Genomic DNA, 21,323 nt, shown 5'->3' with positions numbered 1-21,323 from the left:
TTGTATGACGCCATTGCACCAGCGGTGGCGAGCGGTTGAAGGAGTCATTTCATGGCCGGACACAGTAAATGGGCCAATATCAGACATCGCAAGGCGGCTCAGGATGCCAAAAAGGGCAAGGTTTTTACGCGCCTGATTCGTGAGCTGTCCGTGGCGGCGCGCCAGGGCGGCAGTGTTGTCGAGGACAACCCGCGGCTTCGGGCAGCCGTCGACAAGGCGCTTTCCAACAACATGACGCGCGACACCATTGAGCGTGCCATCACGCGTGGTGCCGGCAACAGCGACAGCGATGCCATGGAGGAACTGGTCTACGAAGGCTACGGGCCGGATGGCGTGGCGATTCTGGTCGAGTGCATGAGTGACAATCGCAACCGGACCGTCTCGGAAGTACGCTCCGCCTTCAACAAGTACGGCGGTAATCTGGGGACGAGTGGTTCGGTTGCTTTTCTCTTCCACAAGCAGGGCCGTATTGTGCTGCCTTCTGGTATCCCGGAAGACAGGGTTATCGAGGCGACTCTGGAGGCGGGGGCCGAAGATGTGCAGTCTCGAGACGATGGCACTCTGGAGGTCGTCACTACCCCCAGTGAATTTGGCCTGGTCAGGGACGCGCTCGATCAGGCGGGTATTGAAGTGATGCGCAGTGAAGTGGGGATGTTTCCGGATAGCTATTCAGGCATCGATGATGTCGAGACAGCGCGTCAGATCGTGGCGCTGTTTGACCGGCTGGAAGACCTGGATGATGTTCAAAACGTGTATGCCAATGCCGACTTCGAGCCCCATGTGCTTGAGGCGCTCGAGGAGGCGTCATGAGCGTCGCTGACTTGTCGCGGAGAGCCTCATGATGCTTCTGGGCATCGACCCGGGGTCGCGTCGTACCGGATTTGGCGTTATCGATGTTTCGGGGGCGGTGCCGTGCTATGTCGCCAGTGGCTGTATCAGGATTGAAGCCTCGACGCTTGCCCAGAAACTGGCGCAGGTGTATGCCGGTGTGGCGGAAGTCATCGCACAGTATGCCCCCGGTGAAGTGGCCATCGAGCAGGTGTTTTTGTCCAAAAACGTCGACTCCGCCCTGAAGCTGGGGCAGGCTCGCGGTACGGCCATTGTCTGTGCGGCCAATCATGGGCTTGAGGTCCATGAATATGCCGCCCGACGCATCAAACAGGTGGTGACGGGGAGCGGGGGGGCTGACAAGACGCAGGTGCAGCATATGGTACAGTCAACGCTCAAGCTTTCAGGCCTTCCCCAGGAAGATGCCGCTGACGCCCTGGCCATTGCGCTGACGCACTTTTTTACCAGCCGCGGTGCATTGACCATGCCGGCGCCGGCACGTTCAACAAGATCGCGCTCATCCAGCTGGCGTCATTATCGACCCTGATGTGGTATTTCACTCCCGATGGCATTTGAAAACCATGCCCTTTTTTCGTTTATCTTTCTTGTCTGGATATACAACGCATGATAGGTCGTCTGCACGGGCAACTGCTTGAAAAGAAACCGCCTCTGATCGTGGTCGATGTTCATGGGGTCGGGTATGAGCTTGAAGCTTCCATGAACACATTGCTGGCACTGCCGGCACCAGGTGAATCAGTACGTCTTTATACCCACTTGAGTGTCCGCGAGGATGCCCATCTGCTGTACGGATTTATTGACGAGCCTGAGCGTCGTCTCTTTCGTGAATTGATCAGGATCTCGGGAGTCGGCCCTCGACTGGCACTGGCCATCCTGTCCGGCATGGAGCGTCAGCAGTTCATGAAAAGTGTCATGGAAGATGACACTAAAACGCTGATGCGCCTGCCGGGCGTGGGCAAGAAAACGGCCGAGCGGCTGATCATCGAAATGCGGGACCGCTTCAAGCACTGGCCCGAATTCGAACAGGTGGCTCAGGGCGTTGAAGAAGCCGAGCTGCCACTGGAAAGCGACAACCATGCTGATGCTGAAGCCGCACTGATTGCATTGGGTTACAAGCCGACCGAAGCCGCCAGAATGCTATCGGGGCTTGATACGCTGCAGTCTACCGAGGCGTTGATCAAGATGGCGCTTTCCGACCGGCTGGCCGGTAGTGAAACACGCAGCGGGAAAGGCAGAACATCATGATTGAAAGCGACCGGCTCATTGCCGGGGCCGAGCGTCCCGATGAAGAACGAGTAGATCATGCCATTCGGCCGCGCATGCTCGATGACTATATCGGGCAGGCGCCGGTGCGCGAACAGCTCGATATTTTCATCACGGCCGCGCGTCAGCGTGAGGATAGCCTCGACCATACGCTGATCTTCGGCCCCCCCGGACTTGGCAAGACCACGCTGGCCCATATCATTGCCAGCGAGATGGGGGTGGATATCAAATCGACCTCGGGCCCGGTGCTTGAAAAGGCCGGTGACCTTGCCGCCATGCTGACCAATCTCCAGCCGGGCGATGTGCTCTTTATCGATGAGATTCACCGATTGTCTTCTGCCGTGGAGGAAGTGCTTTATCCGGCGATGGAGGACTTTCAGCTCGATATCATGATCGGCGATGGGCCGGCAGCGCGCTCCATCAAACTGGATCTGCCGCGCTTTACGCTGGTGGGGGCAACGACCCGCGCGGGGCTTTTAACGGCACCTCTAAGAGACCGCTTTGGTATCGTGCAGCGTCTTGAGTTTTACAATATCGACGAGCTGACCCATATCGTGAACCGCAGTGCCCGTCTCATGGATTTCGACGCCGATGAGGGCGGCGCCATTGAAGTCGCGCGTCGTGCGCGGGGGACGCCACGTATCGCCAATCGGCTGCTGCGCCGTGTACGTGACTTTGCTCAGGTACGGGGCGATGGTCGACTGACGGCTGATGTGGCGGACAAGGCGCTTAATATGCTGCATGTGGATCGTCACGGGCTCGATCACATGGACCGACGGCTGCTTCTGACCATGATCGAGAAGTTTGACGGCGGTCCGGTAGGGGTGGAAAGCCTGGCCGCGGCGATCAGTGAAGAGCGTGACACCATCGAGGATGTCCTTGAGCCCTATCTGATTCAGCAGGGGTTCATGCTGCGCACGGCACGTGGTCGTATGGTGACGCGCCTGGCCTATCTACATTTTGACCTTTCACCGACAGATGACATTCCGGATGTCGGTGATGGTGCGGCAACGGTGGAGCCCTGAACGGTATGACCTCTCTTGATCTACGCGTTTATATCGAGGATACCGATGCCGGCGGTATCGTCTATCACGCCAACTATCTCAATTATCTCGAACGCGGCCGTACTGAATGGCTGCGGGCGAAAGGTTTCGATCAAAACTCACTGCTGGCGCGCAATGTTGCGCTGGTCGTTCGTCGTCTGGAATGCCAGTATCGCCTGCCGGCACAGCTGGATGATCTTCTGACCGTTGAGACCGTGGCGGGAACGCCGCGCCACTGCACCGTGGCATTTGAGCAACATGTCATGCGAGATGGAAAACTTCTTTTCCGCGGCATGGTCGATATTGCCTGTATCGATGCAACACGTTACAAACCAGCTCGTTGGCCCGAAGATCTGCTTTCGGCCATGACGCTTGATTCCCAGAACGCCTGAAGAGGTTTTTCGTGAACGATTCAATGTCGATCATTTCGCTGTTTTTTCATGCTGGCCTGATCGTTCAGCTGATCATGCTGATACTGCTGGCTGCATCTGTTCTTTCGTGGGTGCTGATCTTTCAGCGAGCCTTTGCCCTGAAGCGTGACGAGAGGGATCTGGATGAGTTCGAGTCGCATTTCTGGTCAGGGGTTGATCTCAACGAGCTTTATCGGGAAGTTCCTGCCGATAACCCGCAGGGCGCTGCGCATATCTTCCGCTCGGGATTTCGTGAGTTCAATCGACTGCTGCCTAAATCACGCAGCCACAATGCCGTACTCGAAGGCGTTGAGCGTTCCATGCGCGTATCTGTCTCGCGGGAAGAAGAGCGGCTGACTACCCATCTGGCGATACTGGCCATTATCAGCTCATCTGCCGTCTATGTGGGCCTTTTTGGTACGGTCTGGGGGATTCTGGGCACCTTTCAGGCACTCGGTGGTGCCCAGCAGGTATCACTGGGTACCATTGCACCGGCGATTGCTGAAGCTCTGGTCGCCACGGCCATGGGCCTTTTCGCAGCCATTCCCGCCAATATCGGTTACAACCGTCTGACCCACAAGGCGGACAAGCTGATGGTTCGCATGGAGAACTTTGCCGAAGAGTTTCATGCCTTCCTGCATCGCAATCTGCAAAACCGCAGTACCGGCGAGAACACCTGAGGAGCGCTCCATGCAGGGATCCTATCGACGCAACCGGCGCAAAAAGCTCTCCAGCGAGATGAATGTTGTTCCGTTCATCGATGTCATGCTGGTGCTGCTGGTCATTTTTATCATTGCAGCACCCACTATCAATCAGGGCATTGATGTTGATCTGCCGCAGATCAGTTCCGAGCCGGTGCAAAGCGACAATGAGCCACTGGTTGTCACGGTCAATCGTGATGGGGACTATTACATCAGCCTAGGCGATGAGCAGCAGAGTAAATCAATCGATGACATCCGCGAGCAGGTCATGGCAGTCCTCAACCGTAATCCGGGCACCCCTGTCATGGTGCGCGGTGATCGCAACGTTTCCTATGGTCAGGTCGTGACGCTCATGGGGGCCCTGCAAAACGCAGGTGTGCCCAATGTAGGGCTGATCTCTGATCCACCGCCTGGCGACCAGCAGTAGGGAGAAACAATGGCCAGACACGATCGCCGTGTAGGCTATACGTTGCCCACCGTGCTTGCGGTTTTGCTGCACGTGGGCGTTATCGGGCTGACTGTTTTTCGTTGGCCACAAAGTGATCCTGTTGAAACCTCCAATGCCGTCGTGCAGGCCGAGTTGATTTCAATGGAGACAGCGACCGATCAGGCGCAGCAGGCTACCGAGGCACAGCCGAAAGCCCAACAGGGGCCTGAGCGCGAGCAACCTGAACCTGAAGCCACTCAGGATGATGCCGCTGAAGAAACGGCACGCCAGCAGGCTGAAGCGGCTGAACAAGCAAGAGAGCAGGCCGCTCAGGAGGCACAGGAAGCCGCACAACGGCGCGCCGAGCAAGCCAGGGAAGTCGCTACTCAGCAGATGCAGGAGCAGCAGGCGCGCGAGAAGTCGGAAGCCGAGGCCAAACAGAAGGCAGAAGCCGAGGCCAAACAGAAGGCGGAAGCCGAGGCCAAACAGAAGGCGGAAGCCGAGGCCAAACAGAAGGCGGAAGCCGAGGCCAAACAGAAGGCAGAAGCCGAGGCCAAGAAGAAGGCAGAGGCCGAGGCCAAGAAGAAGGCAGAGGCCGAGGCCAAAAAGAAGGCAGAAGCCGAGGCCAAAAAGAAGGCAGAAGCCGAGGCCAAAAAGAAGGCAGAAGCCGAAGCTGCTGCGAAAAAGAAGGCCGCCGCAGAGGCCGCTGCAAAGAAGAAAGCGGAAGCTGATCGCAAGCGGGCTGCAGAAGCCGCCGCCGCGGCCAGTCAGGACGCTTTTGGCGATGAGATTACTAATGAGGCAGAATCCATCGCCAATGCACGTCAGGCTCAGGAGGCGTCCAATGGCTTCATGAACCTGGTGCGTCGCGCCGTTGAGCAAAGCTGGTCACGTCCGCCAAATGCGGCGTCCGGGCTGGTCACCGTGGTCAGAGTGCAGCTTTTGCCAACTGGTGAGCTTCTGTCTGCCACTGTCTCCAGCAGTAGTGGTGATCCCGGGTTCGACCGCTCGGCCGTACAGGCTGTGGAAAGAGCCGCGCCGTTTACCGAGATGAGTCAGTTGCCGGCCGAGGCAAGGCAGAAATTCAGGAGCTTCAACCTGCGCTTTAATCCCGAGGATGTGCGCTAGGGCCAGGAAGGTTTGCTATGTGGTGTGAGGACGTGGTCGATATTGCGCCTGTTTTGATGGCAGGTAGCAGGGATCAAGGATCGTTAAAACCCGAGGATGTGTGCTGATGAAAAAACTAATGGCACTGGCTGGCTTCATGATGCTCATGATGGCCAGTCTGATGGCGCAGGCAGCTGGTGATCTCACCATCGAGATCACACGTGGCAATGACAATGCCATACCGATTGCAGTGGTGCCTTTTCGGGGCGATGGCGTCAGTCCTTCCGAGGATATCGGTAAAATCATTGCCGACGATCTGGAGCACAGCGGTCAGTTTGCACCACTGGCGTCGCAGGACCTGATCTCTCGTCCTGCCAGCGGTGACAATATCAATTATGGTGACTGGCGCCGTGTCAGAGCCAATTACCTGGTGGTAGGGCGCGTTGAGGCTTCCGGTAATGGCTACAAGATCAGCTATGAGCTCCATGACGTGGCAGGTCAGCGTCGTGAATTGGGAGAGGTGGTTACCTCAAGTGACGACCAGCTGCGGTCCCGGGCGCATTACATTGCTGATCAGATATTCGAAGAAATCACCGGTATTCGCGGCGCGTTCCAGACACGCATTGCCTATGTGACTGCCAATGGTGTTGATCCCAATATCAGCTATGCCCTGTATGTAGCCGATCAGGATGGCCATCGTCCGCAGCAGATTTTGTCCTCTGATCAGCCGATCCTTTCGCCGGCCTGGTCACCGGATGGTCAGAAGCTTGCGTACGTTTCTTTCGAGTCAGGGCGGCCTGCTATTTATGTCCAGCAGCTTTCCAGTGGGCGTCGCGTCCAGCTTACCTCTTTCAAGGGGATCAATGGGGCACCGGCCTGGTCACCGGACGGTCGCAAGCTTGCCATGTCACTTTCAAAGGATGGTAATCCCGAAATCTATGTCATGGACGTCGCTTCCCGTTCGCTCAAGCAACTGACCAATTCCAGCTCCATTAATACCGAGCCGGACTGGAGTGCTGATGGTCGCTCGATTTTGTTTACTTCCGATCGCAGTGGTCAGCCCCAGCTTTATCAGATGGATGCTTCCGGCAGCAACGCAAAGCGCATGACCTTTACCGGCAATTACAATGCAGGTGGTCTGTATGGACCCGACAATAAATTCATTTTCATGACCACTCGAACCGATCGTGGTTTTCAGGTGGCGAAGCAGGATTTATCGTCAGGACGTGTGACAATATTAACCAATACTTATCAGGATGAAGCGCCGGCAGTTGCGCCCAATGGCACAATGGTGATATATGCCACTCAGCAGGGAGCACGTGGCGTGCTTGGTGCTGTTTCGGCAGATGGCAGGGCTTCTTTCGTAATACCTTCACCCAATGGTGAGGTTCGTGAACCTTCCTGGTCGCCGTTTTTGAATTAAACGACTAGAATGAATTTTGTCATTCTTTATAAAAGCAAGGAGATCATCATGCAGTTTTCTTCCTACGCCAAAACTCTGGCGGCCGCACTCTCTCTGGCTGTTGTTGCTGGTTGTTCCAGCGGCGGCGGTACACAGGATGGCGACCAGCAGAATGGTGGCATGAACAGCGGTTCTTCCACTCAGGGCATGAGCAGCAGCTCTGGTGCTACCGGTCAAAACAGCGGCCAGCAGGCACAAATGCCGAGTGAAAATCGCGTCTACTTCGATTTCGACAGTGACAGCATTCGCCCACAGTACGAATCCATGCTGAACCAGCATGCTCAGTACCTGCAGCGTAATTCCAGCACCAATATCGTACTGGAAGGCCACACTGATCCGCGCGGTACTCGTGAGTACAACCTGGGTCTTGGCGAGCGTCGTGCCAATGCTGTACGTCAGTACCTGACCATCCAGGGCGTGCCTGCTTCGCAGATTGAAGTTGTCAGCTACGGTGAAGAGCGTCGTGCTGCTTCCGGCAACTCTGACCAGGCCTATTCTCAGGATCGTCGCGTCGTTATCGACTACTGATCCCGGAGTAAGCAATGAAACACAGTCTTATTCGACTGTGCGGCGCGGGAGCCCTTGTGCTCCCGCTGTCCGTTTGGGCATCCGCACAAACCGGCTCTTTTTATAATCAGGCGTCCACGGATTCCGGTTCGGGCAATCTGCAAATATTCAATCGTTTGCAGAGTCAGGAGCAGGATATCAATCAGCTACGCGGCCAGATTGAAGAGCTTCGCCATCAGCTCGAGCAACAAACAAAGCTCTCTCAGCAACGCTATCTGGATCTCGATGAGCGCTTGAGCAATTCGCAGGGAAGCACCAGTGCTTCAACTGGTGAAGATACTGGTTCGGCCGACGCTGGTGACCCAATAACTCAGGCCGCTTCGGGGGGGAGTCAGTCTTCTACGTCATCGAGTACAGCGTCCTCTTCCAGCGATGCTCAGGGCGCTTATCAGGCTGCCTTTTCGCATGTGCAAAAGCGCGAGTTTGACCAGGCCATCTCTGCCTTTGAAGCCTTTAATCGTGACTATCCGCAATCCGGCTTGAACGGAAATGCCTGGTATTGGCTGGGTGAGCTTTACTCTGCCAAATCACAGCTGGACAAGTCATCGACAGCTTTTGGCACGGTCATTAATGACTATCCTCAAAGCAACAAGGTGCCTGATGCGATGTATAAGCTGGGTCTCGTTTATGCGCGTCAGGGGAAGGGGGCTGAAAGTCAGAGCATGTTGAAAAAAGTAATCAGCGAGCATTCCGATAGTGATGCGGCAGGCCTTGCACGCGAGTTCATGCAAAAAACCAGCGGCTGATATTACCGGTCTGAATTCGCGGGCACTTCGTTAAAGACGAAATGCCCGCTGATTGTCATTGGCCAACATCGCGCCCTATAGGCTCACTGCCTCGCCCGTGCCCTGCTGTAGCAGTACCCTGCAAAGTGCTTCTGGCGTTTCAAAAAATTGACTTGCAGGCCAGTCATCTGGGTTGTCGTCCTCGCGAAGGTAGCCATATGTCACCGCAATGGCCGTCATGCCGGCGTTGTTGGCAGCCTGGATATCACGCAGATGATCACCGATATACCAGCACCTGTGCGGATCAATACCAAGACGTCTTGCTGCTTCAAGAAGTGGGGCAGGATCCGGCTTTTTGACCGGAAGGTCATCAGCACACAACAGGACATCCGGCGCGATATTCAGTGCCTTGAGTAACGGTACGGCATATTCTCTGGGCTTGTTGGTAATGATTCCCCACGCACGACCTGTGCGGCGATAATGCTCAAGAAGCTCTGCAAAGCCTTCAAAAAGGCAGCTTTTTTCAGCAACGTTTTCACCATAGTGTTCAAGTAAAAGCGTTCGCGCCTCATCGTGCCCAGCGGCCTTCTTTTCCAGGCCCAGCGCCAGTGTTACCAGTGCGCTTCCACCGTGTGAAACTTCTCGTCTAATGTCTTCATGGGGCAGAGGCGATAGCCCATGCACCTTTCTAAGCGCATTGGTTGCACGAGCCAGATCCGGCGCTGTATCGACCAGAGTGCCGTCCAGATCGAACAAAACGGCCTGCGGAATATTGGAGGTACAACTCATGAATGTGGCACACGGGTATGCATGAAGTAGTTGACGTCTAGATCCTTGTTGGAGAGCCGGTAGTGGCGAGTAAAGGGGTTATAGATCATGCCCGTAATATCGCGCACCTCAAGGTCTGCCTGGCGTGCCCAGCGGGCCAGCTCGGAAGGGCGGATAAAGCGCTGAAAGCTGTGAGTGCCGCGAGGCAGAAGATTCAAAACATATTCGGCACCAACGATGGCCATTGCCCATGACTTTGGGTTGCGGTTGATGGTGGAAAAAAAGACATGGCCGCCGGGTTTGGCCAAGCGAGCACAGGCTTTAATGACGCTGCCCGGGTCCGGAACGTGCTCAAGCATTTCAAAACAGACCACGACATCAAAACTTCCCGGCTGGCTGGTTGCCATGTCCTCGGCACTGATGCACTGATAATCCACCTTGACACTGCTTTCCTGTTGGTGGAGGCGAGCGACGGAAAGGGGGGCTTCGCCCAGGTCGATACCGGTGACTTCGGCGCCACGATGGGCCATGGCTTCGCTCAGGATGCCGCCACCACAGCCGACATCAATGACACGATGGCCGGTCAGGCCGGCTCGCTGATCAATATAGTCAAGGCGCAAGGGGTTGATATCATGAAGCGGTTTGCACTCACCTTCACGATCCCACCAGCGACTGGCAAGATCATCAAACTTGGCAATTTCACCCGGATCAACGTTGAAATGCTGTTTCTCGCTCATCAATGAGCTCCTGTAGGAGTAGGGCAGCCTGTGCCGTCTTTTATATTGACCTGTATTGTATAGGGTCTGCGGGAATCATGAACCAATATGGTTTCCACATGACGCCCCTGTCTGTGCTTACACAGGATTCAAGAGGGCCAATTCTGCGTTTGAACAAGCGTCTTGAATTGAGAAGTCACTAAGCGATGATCACATCGGTCATATTAATCGGTCACGAGAGGAGCTGGTCAGACCTGTTGTTAATGGTTTGACGCAGTGAAAGCGTCATGACCGCCCATGCTCCAACCGATGTCATGAGCTGATGCATCATGATCCGGATACCTTATAGTAGAATTGGTTGAAGGCGTTGCTCATGAAGTCAGTTCAAGGAGTTTGTAGACCTCCATTAACTGAGCTGAATGTACACTCAAATGCTATTTATACCGTTATCTATCAATAACAAAAGAAAATGACAGGTTTACTTGTACAAAAAGAAACATTTTGCCAAGGATATAAAAGCAAAGGTTCGGTATTTTATGGGGTTATAACCCGATTACAGAGTGTCGTGTCGAGATTCGCCTGTTCAAGCAAGATTTTGAACCGTTTATCGATCACGATGCTGTCATGGCAGGTATCACCGTGCCATAAGCCCGTATATGTCTGATATTTGATAGAAAGGGAACTTGAATGATTCGTAAAGCTGTATTGCCTGTCGCCGGTTTTGGCACGCGTTGTCTCCCCGCTTCCAAGGCGATCCCCAAGGAAATGATCACCATTGTCGACAAGCCGGTTATCCAGTATGTCGTTCAGGAAGCCGTAAAGGCCGGTATCAAGGAAATTGTACTGGTTACTCACTCTTCGAAATCAGCCATCGAAAACCATTTCGACAAGCATTTCGAGCTCGAAAACCAGCTTGAAGCGAAGGGAAAGAAAGAACTTCTTGAAGAGCTTCGCAATATTATCCCTGACGATGTTTCCATCATCAGCGTACGTCAGCCGGAAGCGCTGGGTCTTGGGCACGCCATTCTCTGCGCTCGCCCGGTCATTGGGGATAATGAACCGTTTGCCGTGCTGCTGCCTGACGTTCTGGTCGATGACGAAGGCATGACGCGCAACGATCTGGGTGGCATGATTGATGCCTATAATCAGACGGGCGCTGCTCAGATCATGGTTCAGAACGTTCCGGCTGAAGTCGCCTATAAATACGGTATCGTAGCCCTTGAAGGCGAGACGCCTGAAGCCGGCAAGAGCGAAAAGATCACGGGCATGGTAGAAAAGCCTGATCCCGGCACTGAGCCTTCTACACTGGCTGTTATTGGTCGTTATCTGCTGCCCGGAAGCATCTTCCCGGTGCTGGCCGAAACGCGTCCTGGTGCAGGTAATGAAATTCAGCTGACTGATGCCATCGATACCTTGCGCAGCAAGCAGGATGTTGCTGCCTATCGTATGGAAGGCGAAACTTTCGACTGCGGTCATCAGCTTGGTTATCTGGAAGCGACACTGTCGTTTGCACGCCGTCATCCCAAGTACGGTGAAGGATTCCGTGAGCTGCTGAAGCGCTATCAAAGCGAGGCATAATCATGCAGGTGGTAGTGCATGGAAGCGAACTGAGTGCAGCAACAGCAGCCGCTGCACTTTCAATGGTGGGTCACCAGGTATACTGGTGGCCGCATCCTGCTCAGCCATGGAATGTACTGGCCGAGACGGACTGGATCAGAAATGAACCAGGGCTTTATCACCAGCTGTCACAGAGCATCGACAATGGCTCCTTGACGCTGTGTGAAAGCTCCAAGTCCCTGCCCAGTGCCAGCGTCTACTGGCTGGCTGTTTCGGCAGACCAGCGCAATGACGCTGACCAGTGGGTTGAGCAGACGCTGGGACGCGAGCCGCACGATTTTGTACTGGTCAATAACAGTACGTTTCCGATCGGCCATACGGAAATACTTGAAAACCTGCTTCGCAAGGAGCGCCAGGTTGCTGTTGCCTTGCCGGACATGCTTGAAGAGGGTCGTGCCATGGCCACCTTCACGCGTCCTGACAGCTGGATCATGGGCAGTGAGGATGGCTGGGCCACTCGCCAGATTGGTGAGCTTCTGCGTGCCTTCAATCGTCGTGAAAACAATGTCCGTCTGATGCCAAGGCGTGCAGCCGAGCTGACCAAACTTGCCGTCATTGGCATGCTGGCGACCCGTGTCAGCTACATGAACGAGCTGGCCAGTCTGGCCGACAGTCTGGATGTGGATATCGAGCTGGTGCGTCAGGCAATGGGGTCTGATCGCCGTATCGGTCGCGAATATCTTTATCCGGGGTGTGGTTTTGGTGGCCCGAGCTTTGCTCGTAACCTTTATCGCCTCTCGAGCATTCGTGCCCGTGAAGGGCAGCATAATGGACTGCTCGAGCAGGTCGTACAGGTCAACGAGCAGAAGCAGGAAGAGCTCTTTCGCAAGCTCTGGCAGTATTACGATGGCGATCTGAAAGGACGTACGGTGGCGATCTGGGGTGCGGCCTTCAAGCCCGGCACCGCACGTATCGCACACGCCCCGGTACTTCGTTTGCTGGACGCTCTCTGGGCGCAGGGCGTGCATGTCAGACTTCACGACCCAGCCGCGCTGCCGGCCATCGAGCATTACTATGGCCAGCATCCGCTTCTGACGCTGGCAGGCACGGCACAGTCAGCCTGTGAAAATGTTGACGCGCTATTGCTGGTGACCGAGTGGAAGGAGTACTGGAATCCGGATTGGCGTCGCTTGTCGACCCTGATGACAACACCGCTGATTCTGGATGGCCGTAACATTTACGATCCGGCCTTCGTGGCGCAACACGGGTTCTGTTACCGCGGTATCGGACGCAGTGCCGATCCTCAGGAGAGAGCAGCAGACGACGACCGCTGACGCTCTAGAGGCGGGCTGGCATCGATATGCTTTCAGTCATATCGAGCCAGCCCGTTTTTTGTTGCCAAAATTCTGGTAATACTCAGGCGTGCAGTCGATTGCGCTTGCCTTCCGCAGTAGCAATGGCATCTTCGAGACACTGCTCAACGAACGGCCAGTTAATAATATCCCAGAGTTTTTGAAGATATTTGCGTCGATCGCTGCCAAAATCGACGTACCAGGCATGCTCCCACATGTCGATGGCCAGCAGTGGCGTAACGCCTTTAAGCAGCGGAGAGCTGGCGTCCACTGCATTATGAATATCCAACCGTCCCTGAGGGGTATACACCAGCCATGTCCAACCGCCCATGAAGTGGGCCATGGCACTGGCCATGAAGGCCTTCTGAAAACCTTCAAGGCTTCCCCATTGTGCCGAAAGCGCCTTCTCAATGGCTTGGCCGGGAGGATGGTACCAGGGCGTCAGGCACTGCCAGAAAAAGGTATGGTTCCATGCCTGGCAGGCGCAGGCCTGAGCCTCACCTCGGCCAGTCCTCATAATGTTTTCAAGTGAGCGTTTTGGCTGATCGTCGCCTTCCAGCAGCGTATTCAGGCGCTTCAAATAGCCTGCATGAACACCTTCGTGATGCATGCGCAGGTTATGTTCGGAAATCACGGGTGCCAATGCATCCGTTGCATAGGGCAAAGAGGGAAGTTCAAGGGGCATGATCAACGTTCCATTCTGGCCAGGGAGCCCCTGGTATTGCCGTTTGTACCTGTCTTCCGGATAGCCTGTACTGGCTTTTCACAGGCCATGCATCGTAGCATGCATGCAGTTTCATGACCTGGCTGAAAGGGTCAGGTTATATTTCCGATTGCTACATTGCTCGAGATTTTCATGCCGCCAAAAGATCATGAAGAGCCCATCATAGGCGCTGATCGCAACGCTGCGTATTCAACCCGAACAGAACCACGATCCCTTCATGCTCGGCGTGGTTCGCGCAGCTCCCCGTGGCCTGTCTATGTGCTTTTGCTGTTGCTTGCCGCTGCGGTGGTGGCCATGGGAGTACAGTACTATCAGGACCGCCGGCACTGGTCTGCCAGGATGTCAGAGCTGACGGAAAAAGCGCAGGACGTTGCAGCCAGTCGTCAGGAAATGTCGACAAACCTTGATCACATTCTTGATGGCATTCGGGGTGAACAGCAAAACCAGCGCACGCAGCTTGAAACGTTGCAACAACGCCTTGAACAACAGGCCGGCGATGATGATCAAAAAGCGCGGTTGAGTCAGCTGGAAGAGTCCGACGCATTGAGGCAGCAAACGCTGGTGTCGTTACAGCAATCCATGGATTCACTCGATGCGATTATCGAAGGTCTTAAAAGCACTTATGATGCACGTTTCAAGGATGTAGATAATACTAACGCCGAGCAGTCGGACCGGTTGCAGACAATAGAAGACAGTCTTCAACAATTGCAGACGCTTGCCGCCAGCGTGGCTGATCAGGAAGAGACCCTGGCTTCGATCAAGGCGCGCGTCGATGAACTGGCAGCCCAAAATAAACGGCTTCAACAGAGTCAGACGAGTCTGCATGCCGCCCAGGAGTCACTTCAGGATCTTTTGAATCCTTGAAGGGTGCCGCCAGCGCCGTTGGCATACGGCGTGATTCATATGATCAAGGAAGATCCTGAACGTTATGCGATTCTTTTTTCGTCACCGCATGATTGCCGGCACACCCGTTCGCAGGTTGCTGCTGCTGACGCTTATGTTGGTCAGCATTTGTCAGTCCTCTGCCGCATTGGCCATCAATGCAGACGTCAAGGGAGTGCGAGGAGAGCTTGCCACCAATATTCGCAACTACCTCCAGTCCCTGAATATTCCTGAAAATTCCGATACGCAAAGCTACAGCGCCGAGGTGACACAAAGGGTGCAGGATGCCCTGAAACCCTTTGGTTACTATGAGCCTGACATTGCAGTCAGCTTTCAAAGTCGTGAACAGGTGATTGTTGATGTTGACCACGGCACGCCTGTCCGTGTTCGTTCTGTAGTGGTTCGTGTCGAGGGTGAGGCAGAAGATGACGAGCCTTTTCAGCAGGCGCTTCAGGCCAGTCCACTGACAGGCATGGAAGGTGAACGCCTTCTTCATGCCCCTTACGATACGCTCAAGTCTCGTTTAACGGCTCTGGCGCTTGAGCGAGGCTATTTTGATGCCCGCTATCGACAAAGCCGTATCGAAGTTCATCCATGGGAACATGCTGCTTACATATCGCTGATATTTGAAAGCGGGGAGCGTTATCGCTTTGGCGACATCTTTGTTACAGGCAGCCAGATTCGCGAAGAGCGCCTGCGCAAAATGGCGCCGTTTGATCCCAATGATCGATATCTGGCCACCGACGTTGCCCGTTACAGCCAGCGTCTTGGCGATTCGGGCTGGTTTCGAAGCATTAGCGTTCGCCCTCGACTCGATGAGCGCTCCCGTCAAAGCGCTTCCCCGATGGTTACCTCTTCACCGGATGCACGCATAGAAGATGAAGGCAGGGATAGCGAGCGCAGGAATTTCCAGAACGCTATCGATGCGCAGGAAAGGCCGCAGCGCGCCACCGTACCTATCGATATCAACGTCACACCGGAAGACCGCCACAAGTTCGAAACCGGTATCGGCTATTCCACGGACGTAGGGCCGCGAATCAATTTTGGCTGGAACATGCCATGGCTCAATGACCGGGGTGATAGCCTCAATAATGATCTGGTTCTTTCAGGCCCCGAACAGACGCTGACTGGCGAATACAATGTACCGCTGGCCAACCCGGCGCGTGATAACTATTACATGCGCTACGGCTTCAAAAATACCGATCGCACTGAAAGTGATACCCGCAGTTTTGAGAGCTCGGTGGCGTTCGGTCGGGAATGGCGTTTCGAGAACGACTGGGTACAAAATGCCTATCTGCGTACCACGTACGAAGACTTCACCCAGGGAGATGAAGAAGACAAGGTGTTGCTGTTCATTCCCGGCATGAGCTGGTCCCGCACGCGTACGGACAATACCCGCTTCCCCATGTGGGGAGACCGGCAGGATATCCTGGTGGAAGGGTCAAACAATGCGTGGGGCTCGGACGCCAACTTCCTGCGTACCCGTCTGGATAGCCAGTGGATCCGAAGCCTTGGAGAAAACAATCGTTTTGTCGGTCGTGCCACGGTCGGGGCCACCAGTACGGATGACTTCAGCCAGGTGCCGCCTTCACTACGCTTTTTCACCGGTGGCGATAGCAGCGTGCGTGGTTATGAGTACGAAACCATTGCGCCTGAAAACAGCGATGGTGATCTTCTGGGGGGCAAACACCTGCTGGTCGGGTCTCTGGAGTATCAGCGCCAGGTGGCCAACAACTGGTGGGGCGCCACCTTCGTGGATACCGGCAACGCCTTCAGTGAATGGTGGCCGGATGAGCTCAAGACAAGCGCAGGCGTGGGCGTCCGATGGATTTCACCCGTTGGGCCGGTTCGTCTGGATATCGCCCATCCCTTTGATAGTGAGGAGGACTCTTGGCGTCTGCACTTCGGCATCGGCCCGGAATTTTGAGGTTATTGCCTCGCGCTGTCCTCTGGATAGTGGTGACGCTTATTGCGCTTGTCCTCCTTGTGGCAGGGGTGGCATTGTCCCCATGGGGGACCGCCAAACTGCTTGAGCAGGCGCAATCACGAGGTTTCATCGCCTACGAATACGTGGAAGGGGCGCTACTGGATGACTTCACGATCCAGGGTTTGCAGCTGGATCTGCCGGCGCTTCGACTGAACGTTGATCGGTTTGCGCTGCACTGGAGCAGTGACTGTCTGCTACGCGGCCGACTGTGCATGGATCAGCTGCAGATCAGCGGGGTTGATGTCGTGTTACGCGGTGGCGACAACGCTACGCCCGAGGCCACGAATGATGAGTCGACCATGGCACGGATCAGTACACCGTTGCCTGTAGAGCTGCGTGATCTGCGCCTGGATGATATTCATGTACGTCTGGCCAATGAAACTGATATCGCGCTGGGACACTTTCACAGCAGCGCGGTTTTTGAAGGCAGTCACCTCACTCTTGGGGAAACGAGGCTGGAAGGTACCCGCGTAATGCTTCCGTCCTCACCGGGACTTGATCAGCCGGATCTTCTTGATTCAAGCATCGACGTACGCACCGCCCAACGTGTGGTGCGCCCGGATATGGTGTCTGCGTCGGCCATTGCTGCTGCCGAGTCGGTCGCAGCGTCGGCACCGCCGGTATTATTCGACAATGATGCCGCTTTTGCGCTGTCGTCCGATGCCGTTGACAGTGCCTTGAAGGCCGTCAATCCTGAGCCGCCCACCGTGCTGGACATGCTGGCCGAACTTGGTCAGAAACCGCTGGCCAACCCTCTGGCAGAGGTCATCGGAAAGACGGATGAGCAGGGTCGCATTGTCATGCCCGACATCACGCTGCCGCTGGATATTGATGCCAAGGATGTCGCTATTAACCGACTAAGGCTTGATGGCGAAACGCCACTGATCGTTCATCAGCTGGCGCTGTCGGTACATACAAAAGACTCGGATGTTGAGCTACAGCAGCTGACGCTTGATTCTTCCATTGCACGTCTTTCCATGAGTGCACAGGCCACGCTCAGCGGCGACTATCCGCTGACACTGTCGATGAGTGCGGACGCGCTGCAGGCCCCTGTTCAGGGAGAGCATGTTGATGTCGACGTGCATGGCGCCCTTTCTGATCTGAATCTTTCCATCAACGCTGACGGGCCCGTCAAGGCTACCCTGAATGCTCATGCCGATATGCTGGCCCCCGAGCTGCCTTTCAAGCTGCAATTGACCAGTCCGCAGTTACGCTGGCCGCTCGAGAATATTTCTGGTGTGACGCCCTGGCTTGCCCGCGATATCAACCTTGACGCCGAAGGCTCGCTCGAAAGCTACCAGCTGGCCCTGGGCAGCCATGTGGAAGGCCCGAATATCGCGCCGCTGGATATCCGGCTGAAAGGTGATGGTGATATCAAGCATTTCAGCTGGGCGCCGCTGACCGTGACCACCGGGAATGGGAAGCTGGAAGCCAGAGGCACAGCGACATGGTCGCCTTCACTGGATGTCGCGTCATCGCTGGACATGAGCAATCTGCCCCTGGAGAACCTGACCAGTGCCGTAACCGGGCGACTCAACGGGAAACTGCGTGCCGGCTTCCAGCAGCAGGGCGACCAATGGCGTGTCGATGTCCCCGAGCTTGCCATCGATGGCACTCTGCAAAAACGTGCGCTTTCCCTGAAAGGCCGTTTGAATGGCAATAGCGACATGCAGTGGCATATCGAGCAGCTGGATCTACGACAGGGCAATAACCGGATATCAGCGGCAGGGGATATCAACGAGCAGCTGTCGCTCAATGCCGATATTTCGGCACCGGCGCTGGGCACGATCCTGCCGGATCTGGGCGGTAGCGCCAGCGGTCAGATCAGACTCAGAGGGACGCTGGACAACCCCAATGGCAATATTGACCTGCAGGGGCAGGGACTGCGTTATCAGGAGAACCGTATCGGTGCGCTTCGCCTGACGGCCAGAACACAGGGGCTTGATAACCCAAGCTTTGATGTGGATCTTGATGCCAGCAGCATCAATGCCGCCGGTCAGCAGGTTCGTCAGGTGACCACCACCCTGAAAGGTACACTGAAACAGCATCGATTGACGCTGGATGTGGCCGGCGGCGATGGCCTGCCCGTCAGTCGAGTGCGCATGGCACTTGATGGCAGTTTCGATCAGCCGGCGCAGCGCTACGCGGGAACGATCACGCCGCTGGAGGTCAGCGCGCATCAGGGAGGAGATATTGCCCTTGAGGGTCCGCTGAAGTTTACGGCGCTGTTGAAGCAATCCAGTGTGACCGCCTCACCGTTTTGTCTTTCCAGACGCCAGGGCGGTCGGCTGTGTTCGGTCGATACACTGCAGGCCAGTGCTGACAGCGGCCGTGCAGCGCTGCGCCTATCGGATATCGATCTGGCACTGGCCAACGATTATCTCCCCCCCCAGTGGCGTCTGGGCGGCGGGCTTGAAGGCGACATCAACGCTCAGTGGTCACAGGCGGGGCGTCGATGGAATGTCGGCACCGATTTGCAGGGTGATGTTGATGTCCGTGGCCAGAATGCCCAGGGCCAGCCTTTCTCATTGCCGCATCTGGGCGTCCGCATGAATGCCGAGGCCACTCCCGACAGGGCACAGGCCCAACTGAGCCTGAATCTGCGCGATGCCGGCAGCCTTCGTCTCAATGCCGATGTGGGTGACCCGCTGGGGCGTCGAACGCTCTCTGGCAGGCTGGTGGTTAATGGCGTCACCCTGTCACCCTATACGCCTCTGGTCGCAGCCCTGAATGAACTGACCGGCCAGCTCAATGGCGATGTATCCCTTTCAGGGACGCTGGTTGAACCACGCCTTGATGGCAACATGGTGCTCAGCGGTGTTCGTGCGCGTGGTCCTCAACTGCCGGTCAGTCTGGATGATGCGCGCATGGCCATGGCCTTTCAGGGCGATCGCGGTACGCTGGATGGCTATCTACAGGTGGGTGACGCTCGCTGGGGCCTTGACGGCAATGCCAATTGGCCGACCACCGAAAACTGGCAGGCCAACATGGCGCTTAACGGCGGCGATTCACCGCTGGAAATTCGCATGCCGGAGTTTGGCCGTTTGCGTGTGGCACCCGATATCCGGGTAGCAGCCAATCCGAAGCGTCTGGATATCAACGGCGATGTCCGCATTCCCTGGGCACGTCTGGAGGTTGGCCAGATTCCGGCATCGGCCGTCAAGCCATCTTCCGATGAAGTCATTGTGACCCGGGAAGAATATGAAGCCCGCCAGCAAAAGCAGGCGACAGTAGAGCCGACAAGTGAAATCGATCGTCAGCTGGCCTGGGCCAATACCCAGGATCTTGAGGCGGCCGGGATGGAGGTCAATGTTGGCGTCAACATCATTGTGGGCAATGATGTTCAGCTGGAAGCCTATGGTCTGAACGCCAATGTGGAAGGACGTCTCAATGTTCGCCAGAGCGCCAGTCAGCTCCAGCTGTTTGGAGATGTTGCGCTCAAGGACGGTCGCTTCCAGGCCTTCGGCCAGGATTTGATCATTCGCCGCGGTCAGGTACTGTTCAGCGGTCCACCGGGACAGCCGTATCTCAATATTGACGCCATCCGTAACCCCGATAGTACGGCCGACAATGTGACGGCCGGGCTGCAGGTGACCGGTCCTGCCGATCAGCCGGAGCTTAATGTGTTCTCCGAGCCTGCCATGAACGAATCGCGAGCGCTCTCCTATCTGCTGCGTGGTCGCGCCCCGGATGCTGATGGCGACAGCGATGGCATGCTGACCTCAGCCTTGATCGGGCTGTCGCTATCCAGAAGTGGCAAGGCCATTGGACAGCTGGGCGAAAGCTTCGGTATTGATGATCTGTCACTGGATACGTCCGGCAGTGGCGATGAAAGTCAGGTGGTGGTCAGTGGCTATCTCTTTGATGATTTTCAGGTCAGCTATGGCGTAGGGCTTTTCTCTTCGATTGCTGAATTGACCCTGCGCTACCGGTTGATTCAGAACCTGTATCTTCAGGCCGTATCGGGGGCCAATCAGGCCGTGGATCTGATTTATACCTTCAGTCTGGGGCGCACGCCCGAGAGAGCGTATTGACGAGGGAAAACCGTTCAGGGGGCGAGGGGGCTTGTGTTTTGCCCCGTCAGCCCCGATAACCTGTAGCCTGTTAACGTTTATCCTGTTTTGAGACCCGTTGAGGAGGCTCCATGTTTGGATACGACAGAACGCGTATGCCCAGTGCAGAAGAAGCATTGGCAGGCCGCGATACGCCCATGCCCATCAGCGGCGTCCATCACGTCAATGACCGTGATATTTCATCGCCACCGCCCGAGGGTTTTGACGACATCGTTCTGGGATTGGGCTGTTTCTGGGGAGCAGAGCGCCTGTTCTGGCAGCTGCCCGGTGTTTGGGTGACGGCAGTGGGCTATGCCGGTGGTTATACGCCCAATCCGACCTATGACGAAGTCTGCACCGGCAAGACCGGGCATGCCGAGGTTGTTCGGGTCGTGTTCAATCCGTCAGACATCAGCCTGGCTGAACTGCTCAAGGTATTCTGGGAAGCGCATGATCCGACCCAGGGCATGCGTCAGGGCAACGATATTGGCAATGAATACCGCTCCGTCATTCTGGTACGCAATAAACATCAGCGTGAAGAGGCGCGCAAAAGCCTTGAAGAGTATCAGCAGGCGTTAAAAGAGGGCGGCAAGGGAGAAATCACTACTCAAATCGATTCTCTCGAAGCCTTTTACTATGCCGAGGAGTATCACCAGCAGTATCTAAGCAAAAACCCCATGGGGTACTGCGGCCTCAAGGGAACCGGGGTCAGCTGCCCGATCTGAGGCTGACCC

General features: G+C 55.8%; 20 protein-coding genes. 17 read left to right on the top strand and 3 right to left on the bottom strand.

Translation table 11 applies throughout. From position 1 onward, the window contains the following. Positions 1–51 precede the first annotated feature (51 nt). The 11 genes from Q0931_RS08270 to ybgF all read left to right on the top strand — a co-directional run bounded on the left by Q0931_RS08270 (position 52) and on the right by ybgF (position 8,572). On the top strand, positions 52–810 hold the full coding sequence (locus Q0931_RS08270) for a YebC/PmpR family DNA-binding transcriptional regulator (RefSeq protein WP_299259140.1): 759 nt from the start codon (positions 52–54) through the stop codon (positions 808–810). Between the two features lie 28 nt (positions 811–838). Beyond that, positions 839–1,375, top strand: a complete 537-nt coding sequence (gene ruvC / locus Q0931_RS08265) for a crossover junction endodeoxyribonuclease RuvC (RefSeq protein ID WP_299259138.1) — start codon at positions 839–841, stop codon at positions 1,373–1,375. 77 nt (positions 1,376–1,452) lie between these two features. Beyond that, a complete protein-coding gene (ruvA, locus tag Q0931_RS08260) occupies positions 1,453–2,091 on the top strand; it encodes a Holliday junction branch migration protein RuvA (RefSeq protein WP_299259136.1) in 639 nt (212 codons plus the stop codon). Further along, on the top strand, positions 2,088–3,134 hold the full coding sequence (ruvB, locus tag Q0931_RS08255; protein WP_299259134.1) for a Holliday junction branch migration DNA helicase RuvB: 1,047 nt from the start codon (positions 2,088–2,090) through the stop codon (positions 3,132–3,134). The genes ruvA and ruvB overlap by 4 nt, the downstream gene beginning before the upstream one ends. A gap of 5 nt (positions 3,135–3,139) precedes the next feature. Beyond that, positions 3,140–3,544, top strand: coding sequence for a tol-pal system-associated acyl-CoA thioesterase (ybgC, locus tag Q0931_RS08250; protein WP_299259132.1), 405 nt, complete (start codon positions 3,140–3,142; stop codon positions 3,542–3,544). Positions 3,545–3,555: 11 nt separating this feature from the next. Continuing rightward, the gene (gene tolQ, locus Q0931_RS08245; RefSeq protein WP_299259130.1) at positions 3,556–4,242 is read left to right on the top strand and encodes a protein TolQ; all 687 of its coding nucleotides are present in this window, start codon (positions 3,556–3,558) and stop codon (positions 4,240–4,242) included. A gap of 10 nt (positions 4,243–4,252) precedes the next feature. Continuing rightward, positions 4,253–4,690: a protein TolR gene (gene tolR, locus Q0931_RS08240; protein ID WP_299259128.1), complete on the top strand. Its 438-nt coding sequence runs from the start codon at positions 4,253–4,255 to the stop codon at positions 4,688–4,690. 9 nt (positions 4,691–4,699) lie between these two features. Beyond that, positions 4,700–5,818 (top strand): cell envelope integrity protein TolA, encoded by a 1,119-nt coding sequence (gene tolA / locus Q0931_RS08235; RefSeq protein WP_299259126.1) that lies wholly within the window; start codon positions 4,700–4,702, stop codon positions 5,816–5,818. 106 nt (positions 5,819–5,924) lie between these two features. Beyond that, positions 5,925–7,220 carry a Tol-Pal system beta propeller repeat protein TolB gene (gene tolB / locus Q0931_RS08230; RefSeq protein WP_299259124.1) on the top strand — a complete coding sequence of 432 codons (1,296 nt, stop codon included), beginning with the start codon at positions 5,925–5,927 and terminating at the stop codon, positions 7,218–7,220. 48 nt (positions 7,221–7,268) lie between these two features. Then, positions 7,269–7,787 carry a peptidoglycan-associated lipoprotein Pal gene (pal, locus tag Q0931_RS08225; protein WP_299259122.1) on the top strand — a complete coding sequence of 173 codons (519 nt, stop codon included), beginning with the start codon at positions 7,269–7,271 and terminating at the stop codon, positions 7,785–7,787. 14 nt (positions 7,788–7,801) lie between these two features. Continuing rightward, positions 7,802–8,572: a tol-pal system protein YbgF gene (gene ybgF, locus Q0931_RS08220; RefSeq protein WP_299259120.1), complete on the top strand. Its 771-nt coding sequence runs from the start codon at positions 7,802–7,804 to the stop codon at positions 8,570–8,572. 75 nt (positions 8,573–8,647) lie between these two features. Here the strand turns inward: ybgF and Q0931_RS08215 are convergent, their stop codons facing one another. Next, the gene (locus Q0931_RS08215) at positions 8,648–9,340 is read right to left on the bottom strand and encodes an HAD-IA family hydrolase (protein WP_299259118.1); all 693 of its coding nucleotides are present in this window, start codon (positions 9,338–9,340) and stop codon (positions 8,648–8,650) included. Continuing rightward, positions 9,337–10,056, bottom strand: a complete 720-nt coding sequence (gene ubiG, locus Q0931_RS08210) for a bifunctional 2-polyprenyl-6-hydroxyphenol methylase/3-demethylubiquinol 3-O-methyltransferase UbiG (RefSeq protein ID WP_299259116.1) — start codon at positions 10,054–10,056, stop codon at positions 9,337–9,339. The genes Q0931_RS08215 and ubiG overlap by 4 nt, the downstream gene beginning before the upstream one ends. A 666-nt stretch (positions 10,057–10,722) precedes the next feature. On the opposite strand from ubiG, the gene galU reads away from it, so the two are divergent. Both galU and Q0931_RS08200 read left to right on the top strand, forming a co-directional pair. Further along, positions 10,723–11,613: a UTP--glucose-1-phosphate uridylyltransferase GalU gene (gene galU / locus Q0931_RS08205; RefSeq protein WP_299259114.1), complete on the top strand. Its 891-nt coding sequence runs from the start codon at positions 10,723–10,725 to the stop codon at positions 11,611–11,613. A gap of 2 nt (positions 11,614–11,615) precedes the next feature. Continuing rightward, on the top strand, positions 11,616–12,926 hold the full coding sequence (locus Q0931_RS08200) for a nucleotide sugar dehydrogenase (RefSeq protein ID WP_299259112.1): 1,311 nt from the start codon (positions 11,616–11,618) through the stop codon (positions 12,924–12,926). 82 nt (positions 12,927–13,008) lie between these two features. Here Q0931_RS08200 and Q0931_RS08195 read toward each other — a convergent pair whose 3' ends face one another. Next, positions 13,009–13,629, bottom strand: a complete 621-nt coding sequence (locus tag Q0931_RS08195; protein ID WP_299259110.1) for a superoxide dismutase — start codon at positions 13,627–13,629, stop codon at positions 13,009–13,011. 171 nt (positions 13,630–13,800) lie between these two features. On the opposite strand from Q0931_RS08195, the gene Q0931_RS08190 reads away from it, so the two are divergent. The 4 genes from Q0931_RS08190 (at position 13,801) to msrA (ending at position 21,314) form a co-directional block, all read left to right on the top strand. Further along, the gene (locus Q0931_RS08190; RefSeq protein ID WP_299259108.1) at positions 13,801–14,532 is read left to right on the top strand and encodes a hypothetical protein; all 732 of its coding nucleotides are present in this window, start codon (positions 13,801–13,803) and stop codon (positions 14,530–14,532) included. A 64-nt stretch (positions 14,533–14,596) separates the two neighbouring features. Further along, positions 14,597–16,477 carry an autotransporter assembly complex family protein gene (locus tag Q0931_RS08185; RefSeq protein ID WP_299259105.1) on the top strand — a complete coding sequence of 627 codons (1,881 nt, stop codon included), beginning with the start codon at positions 14,597–14,599 and terminating at the stop codon, positions 16,475–16,477. Between the two features lie 74 nt (positions 16,478–16,551). Next, the gene (locus Q0931_RS08180) at positions 16,552–20,571 is read left to right on the top strand and encodes a translocation/assembly module TamB domain-containing protein (RefSeq protein ID WP_299259103.1); all 4,020 of its coding nucleotides are present in this window, start codon (positions 16,552–16,554) and stop codon (positions 20,569–20,571) included. Positions 20,572–20,681: 110 nt separating this feature from the next. Further along, complete coding sequence (gene msrA / locus Q0931_RS08175) at positions 20,682–21,314, top strand: peptide-methionine (S)-S-oxide reductase MsrA (protein ID WP_299259101.1); 633 nt, start codon at positions 20,682–20,684, stop codon at positions 21,312–21,314. Positions 21,315–21,323 lie beyond the last annotated feature (9 nt).

Origin of the sequence: uncultured Kushneria sp., assembly GCF_947497025.1 — a bacterium.
GTDB lineage: Bacteria > Pseudomonadota > Gammaproteobacteria > Pseudomonadales > Halomonadaceae > Kushneria.
Note: the sequence above shows the minus strand (reverse complement) of the source record. Positions and strands in the feature narration are given on the sequence as shown.